Source organism: Leptolyngbya sp. Heron Island J (assembly GCF_000482245.1).
Taxonomy (GTDB): domain Bacteria; phylum Cyanobacteriota; class Cyanobacteriia; order Phormidesmidales; family Phormidesmidaceae; genus Leptothoe.
Genome location: NZ_AWNH01000036.1, coordinates 54,154 through 68,382 on the forward strand (window position 1 = coordinate 54,154; position 14,229 = coordinate 68,382).

At 48.7% G+C, this 14,229-nt stretch carries 15 protein-coding genes and 1 tRNA gene; 9 read left to right on the forward strand and 7 right to left on the reverse strand.

Features of this window, described 5'->3' with window-relative positions; translation table 11 throughout:
* Nucleotides 1-115: 115 nt before the first annotated feature.
* From bchL to N836_RS49685, 4 genes are all read right to left on the reverse strand, one after another.
* The gene (bchL, locus tag N836_RS49670; protein ID WP_023072231.1) at nt 116-976 is read right to left on the reverse strand and encodes a ferredoxin:protochlorophyllide reductase (ATP-dependent) iron-sulfur ATP-binding protein; all 861 of its coding nucleotides are present in this window, start codon (nt 974-976) and stop codon (nt 116-118) included.
* A 459-nt stretch (nt 977-1,435) separates the two neighbouring features.
* A complete protein-coding gene (locus N836_RS49675) occupies nt 1,436-2,440 on the reverse strand; it encodes a hypothetical protein (protein WP_023072232.1) in 1,005 nt (334 codons plus the stop codon).
* A gap of 2 nt (nt 2,441-2,442) precedes the next feature.
* Nucleotides 2,443-3,264: a queuosine precursor transporter gene (locus tag N836_RS49680; RefSeq protein WP_023072233.1), complete on the reverse strand. Its 822-nt coding sequence runs from the start codon at nt 3,262-3,264 to the stop codon at nt 2,443-2,445.
* 2 nt (nt 3,265-3,266) lie between these two features.
* Nucleotides 3,267-3,764, reverse strand: a complete 498-nt coding sequence (locus tag N836_RS49685; RefSeq protein ID WP_023072234.1) for a hypothetical protein — start codon at nt 3,762-3,764, stop codon at nt 3,267-3,269.
* A 246-nt stretch (nt 3,765-4,010) separates the two neighbouring features.
* Here N836_RS49685 and leuS point away from each other — a divergent pair, with 246 nt between their 5' ends.
* From leuS to N836_RS49705, 4 genes are all read left to right on the forward strand, one after another.
* Nucleotides 4,011-6,596 (forward strand): leucine--tRNA ligase, encoded by a 2,586-nt coding sequence (gene leuS / locus N836_RS49690; RefSeq protein WP_023072236.1) that lies wholly within the window; start codon nt 4,011-4,013, stop codon nt 6,594-6,596.
* 122 nt (nt 6,597-6,718) lie between these two features.
* Nucleotides 6,719-7,093 carry a thioredoxin gene (gene trxA / locus N836_RS49695; RefSeq protein ID WP_235071080.1) on the forward strand — a complete coding sequence of 125 codons (375 nt, stop codon included), beginning with the start codon at nt 6,719-6,721 and terminating at the stop codon, nt 7,091-7,093.
* A 637-nt stretch (nt 7,094-7,730) separates the two neighbouring features.
* The gene (locus N836_RS49700; protein WP_235071076.1) at nt 7,731-8,438 is read left to right on the forward strand and encodes a Crp/Fnr family transcriptional regulator; all 708 of its coding nucleotides are present in this window, start codon (nt 7,731-7,733) and stop codon (nt 8,436-8,438) included.
* Nucleotides 8,439-8,610: 172 nt separating this feature from the next.
* Entirely contained in the window at nt 8,611-9,102 is a 492-nt protein-coding gene (locus N836_RS49705) for a tellurite resistance TerB family protein (protein ID WP_023072239.1), read from the forward strand.
* Between the two features lie 42 nt (nt 9,103-9,144).
* Here N836_RS49705 and nadA read toward each other — a convergent pair whose 3' ends face one another.
* Together nadA and N836_RS49715 are read right to left on the reverse strand one after the other, a co-directional pair.
* Nucleotides 9,145-10,104, reverse strand: a complete 960-nt coding sequence (gene nadA, locus N836_RS49710; protein ID WP_023072240.1) for a quinolinate synthase NadA — start codon at nt 10,102-10,104, stop codon at nt 9,145-9,147.
* Nucleotides 10,105-10,321: 217 nt separating this feature from the next.
* On the reverse strand, nt 10,322-11,158 hold the full coding sequence (locus N836_RS49715; protein ID WP_023072241.1) for an HAD-IIB family hydrolase: 837 nt from the start codon (nt 11,156-11,158) through the stop codon (nt 10,322-10,324).
* 55 nt (nt 11,159-11,213) lie between these two features.
* Between N836_RS49715 and N836_RS49720 the strand changes: the two genes are divergently transcribed.
* On the forward strand, nt 11,214-12,212 hold the full coding sequence (locus N836_RS49720; RefSeq protein WP_023072242.1) for a TIGR04168 family protein: 999 nt from the start codon (nt 11,214-11,216) through the stop codon (nt 12,210-12,212).
* A 43-nt stretch (nt 12,213-12,255) separates the two neighbouring features.
* Nucleotides 12,256-12,340: transfer RNA gene (locus N836_RS49725), tRNA-Ser, on the forward strand.
* A gap of 127 nt (nt 12,341-12,467) precedes the next feature.
* Here N836_RS49725 and N836_RS75750 read toward each other — a convergent pair.
* A complete protein-coding gene (locus N836_RS75750; protein WP_327058692.1) occupies nt 12,468-12,644 on the reverse strand; it encodes a ribbon-helix-helix protein, CopG family in 177 nt (58 codons plus the stop codon).
* Nucleotides 12,645-13,017: 373 nt separating this feature from the next.
* On the opposite strand from N836_RS75750, the gene N836_RS78190 reads away from it, so the two are divergent.
* From N836_RS78190 to N836_RS49740, 3 genes are read left to right on the forward strand one after another with little or no spacing between them, the layout of a single operon-like run.
* Entirely contained in the window at nt 13,018-13,305 is a 288-nt protein-coding gene (locus N836_RS78190; RefSeq protein WP_023072245.1) for a PadR family transcriptional regulator, read from the forward strand.
* A 2-nt stretch (nt 13,306-13,307) separates the two neighbouring features.
* Entirely contained in the window at nt 13,308-13,679 is a 372-nt protein-coding gene (locus N836_RS49735; protein WP_023072246.1) for a hypothetical protein, read from the forward strand.
* An 11-nt stretch (nt 13,680-13,690) separates the two neighbouring features.
* Nucleotides 13,691-14,155, forward strand: a complete 465-nt coding sequence (locus N836_RS49740; protein WP_023072247.1) for a hypothetical protein — start codon at nt 13,691-13,693, stop codon at nt 14,153-14,155.
* The last annotated feature ends 74 nt before the right edge of the window (nt 14,156-14,229 follow it).

Below are 14,229 nucleotides of genomic sequence, written 5' to 3' on the forward strand. Positions count from 1 at the left end.
TAACTTGGCTGGCACGCAGCAATTTAGCACCTCAGCGTCAGAATGGCCAGTCTTTTGAGAAAATCAAAGGGAATAAAGGGTTAGCAACCTATCGGATCAACCAGAGAATGTTGACTTAAACCATCATTAGGTCCATTTCATTTTGCTGAGGAGCCGCTGCCGGCGGGTTGAGATAGAAGTCTGACAGCAGTGAGAATAGCTCACGATCAGCCGCATCCTTAGGCACCACACCCTCAGGTTGCGCAATCAGCTGATCAGCAATATTTAAATAGTACTGACACACTGGCTCCAGGGATGGGTCAGACTCAGCCATCTCAAACATGGTTTTACCCTTCACCCGTGAGACGCGGATATCTTCAATCAGAGGCAAAATTTCCAAAACCGGCATGGGTACGGCTTCGATGTACTTATCAATCAGGTCTCGCTTAGAAGTACGGTTGCCGATCAGACCTGCCAGCTTGAGCGGATGGGTGCGAGCTTTTTCCCTGACCGATGCCGCAATGCGATTGGCTGCAAACAGGGCATCAAAGCCGTTGTCAGTGACGATCATGCAATAGTCGGAATAGTTTAAGGGGGCAGCAAAGCCACCACAGACCACATCGCCGAGCACGTCAAACAGAATGACATCATACTCATCAAAGGCATTCAGTTCCTTGAGCAGCTTGACCGTTTCACCCACCACATAGCCACCACAGCCAGCACCAGCAGGAGGTCCTCCAGCTTCTACACAGCTAACCCCGCCATACCCCTGGTAGATAACATCTTCAGGCCAGATATCTTCGTAGTGGTAATCCCGTTCCTGCAGGGTGTCAATAATCGTTGGAATCAAAAAACCCGTCAGGGTAAAGGTGCTGTCGTGTTTAGGGTCACAGCCGATTTGCAGGACTTTTTTGCCGCGTTTGGCGAGGGCGACAGAGATGTTGCAGCTGGTGGTGGATTTGCCAATGCCGCCTTTTCCATAGACCGAGAGTTTCACGCTCGTTGTCTCCTTTGGGTGAGTGGTCTCAGCGACCATATCTGTGGGCCATTGTGGGCAATAAGCGGAGTGTTGGATAGAGTATTGACAATTGTTTAAGGCAGAAAAATGACTTAAAAAGCACCATAAAAATTCAAGAAAGCTCCAATAGCTCTCTCAGACTTCCCAGACTCTTTATAAATGCTTAAATCAAGTTTTAGGGTCTAATTCAATAAAATATCGATCAAAAAGCAAAATATCGCCAACATCCAACCCCCTTGCTGTTAAAAGGGTTGCATGTTTATTCAAGGGTTGATGCAAGGAATAACAACCATGAAGGCCACTAGCTTTCAAATCGGAACTGTCCTCTGTCTTCCTGGGGTTACCCACAGCTGACCTGGATTTGAGTCGGCTAATCTGACAGTTTTGGTTCAGATTATTGTTAAGAATCTTTTATTTGTAGAGACATAAAACAAAATGCTAAGCATCTGTTTCGTCTTTTGAAGTTTTTTCAGCTTGATTGTGGGATAACCCGCTGAATTCATTACTAGCAGTGGCAAAACTGCCGGAGGTAAAAAAGACACTACTCACTGACAGTTCGTCCTCCCATTGGGGCTGAGTGATCTCGGTAATGGCATGATACTTAGCTCTAAACTCGGTAATTGCTTGCTTGATTTGTTGGGCGATGGCCAGCTCCGATTTGGCTGCGGACGGAGTTTGAAGCTGGCTTTCAAACAAGAGCGCCTTTATGAAGTCGCCTAGACTGTCTTGGCTATCTAAAGCAGGCTCGACAATAATGTTGTGAGCTTTAAATACGTGACGAATTACGTCAGGACTGAGGTGCTGAAGTCTATTCTCTGGCGATAGGGAGACTAACTGAGCGCAGACAGCACTGACTCCATCAGTGCGCATTATTTTTTGATATCGCACCAGTCGAGCCACAAACCTGGTCACTCCTTTGGGTACCTGTTCACCTAAGACAGGGATGGGTTGAGATAACTGAGTCCCAAAGGTTCGAAGCACGACGTACAACAAGTGTTTGCGCTCAACCAGACTGACGTTTAATTCCGGTCGAGCATCCTCTAGGAGAGCAACAGCCGCTTTGGTCAATACGACAAATTCCATGGCTGACAGTTTTGACGAAACCCGTTGTAAATAGGTGCGAATTCTCAGGATAAGCCTTGCTTCTAGAGAAGCTAAACGGGTTTTAGCCTGTTGAAGGATCGCTGTTGGAACAACTTGCCTCGTAGCCTCAACGGATGCCTCTAACTGCTGTAAACCATCGAGCTGACGGCGATAATGGTCCAACTGTTGGATGAAGACATCAAAGTTTGGGTCGGTTATCCCCATCCCTATAGCTAAGGCTGCCAGCGTCGCCTGACTCTCCAATTCAGACGAGCGTGTACCGTAGGTTTGCTCAAACAGCTCAAAGGCTAGTAAAAGTCTATGAGCCTCAGGATTGAATATGGCTAGCGGGTCCGCCATAGCTATCTAAAGGGGATGGATGGCCTATCAACTGATGAGTCAAACACGGCAGACTCTAGATGCAGATACTTGGATAACCAGTAAACGCACAGATAAAATGGCCCCGTATCCAACAGTGCCGCCACCAGCTTAAAGCCATAGCCATAGGCAATAAATAACAGTAGCTGAGTCCATAACTCTTGGTCAGGATCAATGGGCAAGACACCGGCAAAAAAGTGTGTAATCAGGACCACAGCTGAGGTATCCACCAGCTGGCTCACCAAGGTTGACCCGTTGTTCCGCAGCCACAGATACTTGCCCTGGGTCAGCTCCTTCCAAAAGTGAAACAGCTGCACGTCGACAAATTGAGCAGTTAGATAGGCCACCATCGAAGCGGTGACCGCTCCAAATGTCAGGTTGCGAATCTCAAAAAAAACAGGTAAGCGTCCGGCGACATCTCTTACGAGTTCTCCTGTGATTGGATCAATTGTCTCGAAGCCAGGTAAAACACCGCCTAGCCAGACAATAAAAATGATCCACAGGTTAAGCAACAGTCCTACCCACACCACCTGATTGGCACGCTGACGCCCATACAGCTCTGAGATTAAATCAGTACACAAAAATGTCAGTGGATAGGGCAAGGCTCCAACCGCCACCGTCACTGCAAAATCTTTCCAAGTGAAAACGTTGACAAACCGGCTGATGCCGAGAATGTTTAACATTCCCAACGTGCCCAGAAACAACCCTGCTAGAACGAGAAAAACAACGGTACGGCGCTCTTGAATATGCTCGGGGACAAAACTGGGGGCAGCGTCCGAGATCGAGTCTTGTATGCTTGCTGTCATTGCTAATCTGTACCACCCCAGGCCCAGCGTGGATTGCCCTCACGCATACCCTGAAAAATGATCACAGAGGTAAATCCATTGGGATCGCTCATGCCAGTCATATCCAAAATTGCCCTGGCTTTGCCGTCGCTCAGCTGAACTCGAAGATAGGAATGTCCCTGGAAGTCTTCACCATCCAGGGTAGAAATTCCGGCTGTTGCTTCGCAGTCAGCATACTCAGGCTTGAGGGTGCCCACCCAAACAACGCTCAAATCATCTGCCTGGGCCACACTGATATCCGTCGCAATTTCGGCCAGTTGAATCATGCCGTCCGTTGCATATCCACCGGGAGAATAGGGTCGAGGCGTTTCATAGGCCACTAGCTTTTCAGGACAGCCAGTTACGGATGAGTCTAGGGCCGGCAAAATAGTTAAGTCGGCTTTTCTGGCGAATGCGACACTCCCCAAACTACTCAACAGACTCAACGGCAGTGCCCACAGTAATGCTTTGCTCAGATTCATCGATTCATTCTAGAGCTGTAGTTAATGCCTATTTTATATAGCTGATAGCGAATTCTGGCGGCGTCAGCCTAGAAAACCGTGTCATTTTTTATGACGGTTTTTAGGGTTGAATGCCTGACTAATGCCATCCAGATGGACAACAGACGACTAGAATTGATCATGCAATTCTGCAAGGTTGCTGAAATCAAGCAACCGCAGATGTATCTAACAGAACATCTTTAATTAATTAGGAAGGGGAAACCAAACGTGGAATCTCGATACAATCCGGCAGACATCGAGAAAAAGTGGCAGCAGCAATGGGCTGAACAGGGTCTAGATAAGACACCTGGTACCCCAGGGCAGAAAAAGTTTTATGCCCTGTCCATGTTCCCCTATCCTTCTGGCAACCTGCACATGGGGCATGTGCGCAACTATACGATCACCGATGTGATTGCCCGTGTGCGTCGGATGCAGGGGTATAACGTGTTGCACCCCATGGGCTGGGATGCCTTTGGTCTACCAGCAGAGAATGCGGCCATTGACCGGGGGATTCCCCCGGCTAAGTGGACGTATCAAAATATTGGTCAGATGCGATCGCAGCTCCAAGAGCTGGGGCTTTCCTATGACTGGGAGCGGGAAGTCGCCACCTGTTCCCCCGATTATTACCGCTGGACCCAGTGGATCTTTTTGCAGTTTTATCAATCCGGGTTGGCCTACCAAAAAGAAGCCGCCGTCAACTGGGACCCCATTGATCAAACCGTATTGGCCAATGAACAGGTAGATAGTGAAGGCCGCTCCTGGCGTTCTGGTGCCAAGGTAGAACGTAAGCTGCTACGCCAGTGGTTTCTCAAAATTACGGACTATGCCGATCAGCTATTAACCGATCTAGATCAGCTCGATGGCTGGCCCGAACGAGTGAAACTGATGCAGGCCAACTGGATTGGCAAATCCACTGGAGCCCATGTGGTGTTTACCACTGAAACTGGTGACGAGATCAAGATCTATACCACCCGTCCAGATACTCTTTGGGGCGCATCCTTTATGGTGCTTTCGCCAGAGCACCCCTTGGTGGAAAAACTCACCACCGCTGACCAGGTGGATGCCATTCAGGCCTACCAGGAGATGGCAGCAGGCATGAGCGAAATGGACCGCACGGCTGAGAATCGCGAGAAAACTGGCGTATGGACTGGAAGCTATGCCATCAACCCGGTTAACGACCAGAAGATTCCCATTTGGATTGCGGACTATGTGCTGATGGACTATGGCACCGGTGCGATTATGGCAGTACCGGCCCATGACCAGCGGGACTTTGAGTTTGCCAAGAAGTTTGATTTGCCCATCCAGGTGGTGGTGCAGCCTGAGGATGAAACCTTGGACGCGGCCACCATGGCAGTCGCCTATCCCCACGATGGGGTGATGGTGAACTCGGGACCGCTTGATGGGATTGCCGCCGGTAAAGGCGAGGGTCAAAGTGTGCCCGCAGCGATTCAGTGGCTCGAAGATAACAACAAGGGTGAAGGCACGGCCAACTATCGTTTGCGCGATTGGTTGATTTCCCGCCAGCGCTACTGGGGAGTGCCGATTCCGATGATTTACTGCGACAGCTGTGGCACGGTGCCAGTACCCGACGACCAGCTGCCGGTAGTTTTGCCAGAAGATGTGGAGTTTAGCGCTCGCGGTGGGTCTCCATTGGCGAAGATGGCCGATTGGGTCAACTGCCAGTGTCCCAGTTGCGGTGCCGATGCAAAGCGAGAAACCGACACAATGGATACGTTTATCGACTCATCGTGGTATTTCTTACGCTATACCGATGCCAAAAACGAAGCCTTGCCGTTTGCCAAGGACACGGCGGATGAATGGCTAGCGGTTGATCAGTATGTGGGCGGGATTGAGCATGCGATTTTGCACCTGTTGTATTCGCGATTTTTTACTAAGGTATTGCGCGATCGCAACCTCGTCTCCATCGACGAACCCTTCCAGCGGCTGTTGACCCAGGGGATGGTGCAGGCGATCACCTACAAAAACCCCACCACTGGCAAATACATTGCCCCAGGCGACATTGCCGACCTCAATGAGCCCAAAGATCCTGAGACCGGCGACCCCCTCCAGGTGTTCTACGAAAAAATGTCCAAATCGAAGTACAACGGCGTCGAACCCCGAGCCGTGCTAGGTAAATACGGCGCGGACACCGCCCGTATGTTTATCCTCTTCAAAGCCCCTCCCGAGAAAGATCTCGAATGGGACGATGCCGACGTTGAGGGTCAGTTTCGCTTCCTCAACCGCATGTGGCTGTTAGTTACCGGGTTTACTGAATCCCAGGGTCACCAACCCCGGATTACCGACATTGATGCCAGCAACCTCAGCAAAGTCGACAAAGACTTGCGTCGAGCCATCCATACCGCCATTAAAGAAGTATCAGAGGACGTAGAAGCAGGCTATCAGTTCAACACGGCGATTTCTGAACTAATGAAGCTGAGCAACGCCCTCAAAGATGCCAAACAGCTAGACAGCGACATTTATGCTGAGGGTATTCAGACCCTGGTATTGCTATTAGCGCCCTTCGCCCCGCACCTGGCTGAGGAGCTCTGGCAGCAGATGGGCTTTAGCGAATCGGTCCATCGTCAAAGCTGGCCACAGTTTGAAGCCAGTGCTCTAGTGGCCGATGAGATTACCTTAGTGATCCAAATCAAAGGCAAAACCCGAGGTACCATCACAGTCCCAGCAGGCGCTAGCAAAGATGAGCTAGAGCAGTATGCCCGCGATTCTGACATCGCCCAAAAACATCTTGCCGGTAAAGAGATTAAAAAGGTGATTGTGGTACCCGGTAAACTGGTGAACTTCGTGGCTATTTAACGGGGGCAGGTTTAAGAGCGCTCTAGCAGTCACCTCCACTGCTAGAGCCAATTCTTCTGCAGGGATGTTACAGATAAAACCTGCGATTAACTGTGATTAGGTGAATGTGCCCGATTGTGGTTATGATGAATGTTGCGATCGCGCATTATCCCATCCACTCGGAGCATTTCCTAGCTATGGCTGCCGACTACATCACCGATGAAGCCGCTTTTGACACCCTCATCACCAGTAACCCCTTAACTGTTATCGACTTTACGGCTTCCTGGTGTGGCCCTTGCAAGTTGGTTGGCCCGCTGATGGATCAGCTCGCCACAGAGTATGGCGATAAAATCACCGTCGCTAAGCTTGACATTGACAATAATAAACCTGTTGCCAAACGCTTTGGCATCAAGAGCATTCCTGCTGTGCTGTACTTCAAACAAGGCGAGCAGGTGGATATCGTCATTGGCGTAAAACCTTACAGTGAATTTAGCACTACGCTAGAAAAACACCTTTAGATTAAATAGATTTAATAGTTCAGCCGTTATCTCCAGCAAAAATCAGCTATATCGCTTAAACGCTTAGCGCTGACGGCCACTAGACTGTGGGTATATCGATTAAACGAATGAATTAGTGAGAAATCACACCATTTTTCTCGCTTGACATAGAGCTGGTTTGTGTTCCCCTCTTTTCTTCATTCTCTGATACGTGTGTGTTTTCTGTCCCCCAATGAGCCCTTAGAGCTCATTGGGAATTTTTTTTGCGATCGCATTCATCAAGATATCGGCCTGGAGCAGTAATATAGCTGTGTTAGTGTGCTTAAGCAGCTAATAAATTCCTTAAATATACTGATGTCGCTCCAGGTCAGCTGTATATTTGGGCAGCCAGCTTACAGCCACTAGCTCGCTAACATGGCCGCGACATCCGGCGTCAGGTGTGTCCCTCCAACAGGCTGGGTAAACTATGACAGATAACCTACCCCATCACCACACTGACAACCAAAACTCAAGGATGTTAGCGCTCAGCAGCTATTTGCGTAAACCTACCTAAGTATTTGTTCAACTTTATCGATTTTTTAACAAATACAGCGAGTATCTAAGAAAATTCCCCCACCCTGTTTTTTGTGCCACTGCTGCCCACGCGTAGATCTACTATATGACTACACTTAACCTGAAAAAGTCCATGCGGCCTGATCTCCTAAGTGAACTCTTTCCTCTTTTTAATGCCGCAAATCCCGACACCTTAACAGGTCTGTTATCCGCATCCACCGAACTTAGCTATCCAGCCGGTCGCACCGTCCTCATGGAAGACTCCTGGGGCAATGCCATTTATCTGATTGTGGCTGGCTGGATTAAAGTCCGCCACGATACTGGTGGTGACTACGTGACCCTGGCCGTACTCGGTAAGGGCGATTTTTTTGGCGAAATGGCCATCCTTGACGAATCCCCCCGCTCTACCGATGTCGTCGCCCTGTCGCCCGTCAAATTGCTGAGTGTTCCAGCCCAACACTTTATCGACCTGCTGTTCCAAGATCACCATCTACACCACCGGATGCTGCAGCTGATGGTACAGCGCTTGCGCCATACCAATAGCCACTTTCAGCGACGACGTAAGCCAGCTGCCATCAAGCTAGCCCATACCCTCACAGCCCTGGCCGAAGCCTATGGCAGTCACAAAGACACGGTGCCAGAAATTTTCAACCTAGCCATCGACGACCTGGCCGCCATTGCTGATATCCCCAAAGAGGATACCGCTAAAATTATGGAAAAGCTGCATGAAAAAGACTGGGTGGCCACTGACCAAGATGGGCAAACACTGCAGTTAAAGGGATTTAACCAACTGGCACAGCTAGCCCAGAAGTAGTAGGTCCAGAAGTAGCAGGGAAAAGCAACAGGGCAATGATTTCCCACTCCCTAATGCCAACTTCTCAGCCCTCTGATTACAGATCATTGCAACATATTGAAAAAATCTTGTTGTCCCAAGGTGTCCTTGAAAGTTAGGCAGATACTTAAGATGCCGTGCCGCACTGAACACCATGGGTACCCAACTGCCTCCTTCGATTACACCTCGTCAGATGAACCTGCTACGCATTGTGCTAGCACTAGCCTGGGCTGATGGCAATCTAGCCAAAGAAGAAGCTGATGTCATGGTTACCCGCCTGAGTCAGGTTTTTGCCACTAACCCTGAATATCAGACTGCCATCAAACAAGAACTCCAAGGCTATCTAGTCCAGGATATTCCCCTAGACGAGCTGGTCCCCAAACTAACCACCGAAGCCGAAAAAGAGTTTGTCCTACGCCTGGGTTACGAAGTCATTAGCGCCAGTGCCCGCACCCCAGACGAAGACCTGATCAACCAAGATGAACAAGCTACCTATCAACAGCTGGTCGCTCTGCTCAACTTGCCAGCTGGAACCGTCCAGCGAATTGAGCAAGCCGCCCAAACAGCGCTAGGACAAAACCAAGCGAAGGGAAGCAATGTAGTGGATTTGTTGACCTATCAGCTCCGAGAACATTTAAGCGTTTAGGGAGGGCAGGGCTGTTTGTCCTCCGATGGTATTCAAGAGAGCTTAAGCACTCATAGTCAACATCCGCTGAATCGGCAACAGCGCTTTCTGCTGAATGTCAGTCGGTAGGGTAATCTCTGGAGTGCGATTTTTCATCGCCAGATAGAGCTTCTCCAACGTGTTTAGTCGCATATGAGGACACTCATTACACTGGCAGTTAGCATCAGGGGGTGCAGGAATAAACAGCTTACAAGGTAGTTGCTTTTCCATCTGATGGATAATGCCAGGCTCGGTCACGACAATAAACTGCTCAGTCTCACTGCGTTCCACGTACTTGAGCAGAGCGGTTGTTGATCCAATAAAGTTGGCATGGCGCAAAATCGCTGCTTCACACTCTGGGTGAGCGACAATTTCAGCATTGGGATGCTCCATCTTTAGCTGCAGCATCTTCTTTTCCGAGAAGGTTTCATGGACGATGCAGCTGCCTTGCCATAGCACTAAATCACGCCCAGTCTGAGCTGCCACATAACGCCCCAAATTACGGTCAGGGGCAAAAATAATCGGCTGCTCCGGCGGAATTTGATTCACAATTTTGACAGCATTGGAGCTGGTGCAGATAATATCGCTCATCGCCTTAATTTCAGCGGTGCAATTAATATAAGACACCACAATATGATCAGGGTGAGCCGCTTTGAACCGGGCAAACTCTGGCGGTGGACAGCTATCAGCCAGTGAACAGCCCGCCGCTAGATCTGGTAACAGTACCAGTTTATTAGGGTTCAAAATTTTCGCCGTCTCAGCCATAAAGTGAACCCCAGCAAACACAATCACCTCGGCATCAGTAGCTGCAGCTTGCTGCGAAAGTCCCAGCGAGTCGCCAATATAATCAGCAATATCTTGAATATCTGGCTCCTGATAATAGTGGGCCAAAACAATGGCATTAAGTTCTTGTTTTAAGATCTCAATCGCCCCAAATAAGTCCTTAGGTAGCCCAGTAGCTGGTGCTGATGCAGTTGTGAACATGGAGATGAACTCACTCGCTAGTTTTGGTCTTGAATTTTATTTATGGGTGACTTAATTATAGTTATTTTAACCATAAATGTCAGCCAATCTTTTGCCCTTAACAGCCAGGAGCAAGTTTTGATATTAGCGCGATCATTTTAGAGCACTAGCCTTGAACAGTTCTGCCCATGCCCGCTTTAACTCAGACCGCGTGCAGATGAGCCAAGCTATTAACGTTCTAGCCCTTGAGCTCAACATCAAACTGCTGACAAATAGCGATTACCGCCTCAACCCATCCCTGGGGAGCCGGTGAAGGTGCAATAGTCCAGCCGCGATCGCCCAGCTGAGGATGGGGGCCCTGACTGCCCGGCAACACAATCGGATAGTCAACATGGTCCAACATGGCCAAGTCATTGGGACTATTGCCCAGACCAATGGTGACGATGGTTTCCCCTGGAGACAAAATGCTTTGATAAAGAGCAACCAGACGCTTGACCGCATTGCCCTTACCAGCTTCAGGACCAATCAGATGGGAAAATCGGTCACCCACTACCACTTTGAACCCTACCGCCTCAACCGCAGCCACTATTTGTTCAGAAGTAACCGCTTTGGGGGTGATAAACGGTTCGCTAAATTCACGGGCCTTCGCTTCTTGGGCGTCTTTAGCTGAGAGCCCCGTATACTTTTGCAGCCGCGTAATGGTCATATCACCAAACCCCAATAGAGAATGGTGTAGCTCGTTGGCAATCACCCGTAAACCGGCCCTAGCTTGCACATAGGGACAGCCTAAATCCACTACGTAATAGCCTTCCTTTTGTTCACCGGGCGATTGATTAAAGGGATTATGATTAATTTCAACAAAAATACCGCTACCATTCTCAGTGACAAATGGATCACTCAGCCCCACGTCTTGACGCAGCGTGGAAACCTCAGCTCGCGTTTTACTGGTCACGGGGATAACCGGTATCTTTAGTGCCTTTAATTGCTGGATAATGGGCACGGTCACCCCATAATCGTAAGTCTCACCGTTGAGGAGCGTACCGTCGAGGTCGGTAAAAATAATCAGCTGGGTCATAGGAAGTAAATGTACCTTGGACCAATCAGAACATATTTAGATTAAACAACGATTTATGACGCCGATAGAGGCAAATAAAGTTGGAGTTAACGCAATCTCCCCCGCATCGGCCGATCAGTCTGCCCACCAGTCAGCCACAATCGCCATTATTGGCGATGTCCATGACCAGTGGAGCCGCGCCGATGCTCAAGCCCTAGAGGCCCTGGCTGTAGATCTGGCACTGTTTGTCGGTGACTTTGGCAATGAAGCGATCGACATTGTGCGTCAGGTAGCGGCGGTATCAGTACCCAAGGCGGTTATTTTAGGTAACCACGACGCCTGGTACACCGCCAGTAAGCAGAACCGCAAAAAGTGTCCCTATGATCACACCCAAGAAGATCGCGTCCAGCAGCAGCTAGAAGCCCTAGGATCATGTCATGTTGGCTTTGACAAACTGGAGGTGCCTCAGTGTAATCTCACTGTGATTGGCGCACGTCCTTTTAGCTGGGGTGGAGCTAACTTGCGTCACAAGCGGTTTTATCGAGAGCGGTATGACGTCTCCAGCTTTGAAGACTCCACTGCCAAGATTTGTACCTCTATAGATACTGCAGAACATAACACGCTGATTTTTTTGGGACACAACGGTCCAGCGGGTCTAGGTGATCAGATCCATCATATTTGCGGTCGAGATTGGAAACGTAGTGGGGGTGACTATGGTGACCCGGATTTTGCCGCTGCGATCGCACATGCCCAGCAATCAAACCGCCATGTCTCTCTGGTCACCTTTGGCCATATGCACCATGAACTCAGACATGACAAAACTCGACTGCGAGAGCGTCTAGTCGTAGACAACTACGGCACGGTGTATATCAACGGAGCCCAGGTGCCTCGGGTGATTGAAACCAACAGTGGCTGGCATCGCAGCTTTACCCTGGTAACACTGCACCAGGGCCTTGTCCAGACAGTCCGTTTGGTTTGGGTCAATAGCACAGACACAATCGTATCTGCAGAATATCTCTATGGCTCTACCCCAAAAACTAACACCCCTCTAGACGTAGTGATGAATTTGGGCTAGCATAGCTGATGCTTCTGGCGCTTGTCAGCAAGCTGTCTTACCTGGAGAGGTGGCAGAGTGGTCGATTGCGCTCGACTTGAAATCGAGTGAGCCGAAAGGTTCCGAGGGTTCGAATCCCTCCCTCTCCGTTCAAGCGTTTCAATGGCTTCAAGACTTGTTTGGGGGCTTTTGCCTCACCCAGATAAGTTAGTTTTAGATAGCAAAAATATTGCAATTACCCAGAAAAACGGTCCAGTGGTTTTAAGGTTTTTCGCCTCAGTCCTCAGAGCCGCCGCTCTGCCCCGCCAACCACTCCAACATCGCCTCCCGCAGTAGCTCGCCCCGAGTTATCCCTCGTTCCTGTGCGATCTCAATGAACTGCTCCATAGCTGGCGTAGGAAGTTTCAGGAGAGTCCCACGCTTATCCAGTGCCTCCTTTCCATTGGATCGTATTTTTCGGCTCGTCCATGAGCATCAAGAATGACTGTGATCGGCTTCTCGATTTCAATGACCGTTTCAGGCTTGCCAAAAGTTAGAGCGGGTAGCGCTGGATTGATGGCAGAGAGCATTTGAGTAGCTAAGTAGCTGAGGCTAGGCGCTCACGAGACTGAGATAGAGTTTTGACCGTCCTAGAAAATAACTTGGCACAAAATTAAACATTTATCTTACAATCGTAATATACCTAACGGTCGTAAATACAGCATTGAAAATCTACCTATCTAAACTAGCTGTCGACTAGAAAGTCACCAGCACTACCACCACCATCACCACCACCACAGACATGCACAATAAACAACCAGATCTATCTAATACACAAGAGCTGATAATGAGCGTTATCGAATTTAGACAACTGTATGGGCTTGAAATATCCGATTCAATTGACAAAGCTACAGATGGGAAAAAGAAAATACCTGTAGGTTCTCTCTACCCAATATTGAAGCGACTTGAGTCTAGAGGGTTCGTCAAATCTGAATGGGGCGAGTCAACAGAAGCTCGTGAAGGTGCTAGACGGAGATACTACTCTCTTACTGGTGTCGGTCGTAGCATGCTAACTGAAACAAGAGCTATCAGAGCTGCTGTAAACGCTTACTCTCAACCAGTCGGGAGTATTTAAGAATGTCACCAGAAGTAGCAATTTTAATAGGTTGGGCAGCAGGAGCGATCATCATGATTATGATGGGGATCGTTACATTCATCGGACTATGGCGAATCATCCGTGACCATCCAGAGCCTGCACTAGCAGGATTTAAGGCACTAAAATCCTTTCTCAAAGTTCGAACCCTAAGGTTGAGAAACATATTCCTGTCTTCCGACGAACGTGAGGAATGGTTGGGCGACTTACGAGAAAAACAAGCCAAGATGCGCTATGAAGAAAATCGCTCAAAATTGGCTGTTATGCGCTATACAGTATCGACGCACATAAGGTTTGGGTGGAGCAAGTTAACCATCTTGGCTTTAAACCTGTTTTCACAAATCAGTAGGGGATGAAGATCTAGGAAATGGAAAAAATAGAAGTAGAAGGGTTTGAAGAGATAGATAATGGAAGACTGGTTAGAAAATTGGTGGCTTTTAAGGAAGAGGAAAATATACAAAAAGTATTTCATGAAGAAATTGAAAGGTTAGGCGATCTTGTAGATACTTATCGTGTGATACACACCAATAGCGGTTCAATATTATGGATATACAGTTCAAGTGCCCGACAAAAAGTAGAGACAATAACTGTCTACAACTCACCCAGCCAGCTCTGGTCTTATAAGTGGATTGGCAAACCGCTAGGATATCTACTATCCACAGATGAACGTGAAGAGTGGTTAGGCGACCTTCTGGAGATACAGAATAGGATGATAAAAGAAGATGAATACCCAAACCTAGTTATCAACACAGTAATCTCTCTAAAGGCTTTTTTACTCATATTTAGCAAAATAAGATGTTTATGTATTGAACTCCTTAATATAAATGGCTAGTCTCATTTTCCTGCTGGGTGGTGTGAGTTACCTTGACGGGTTTCTCTTTAGCATCCTCAGGGTTCGGTTGGCCT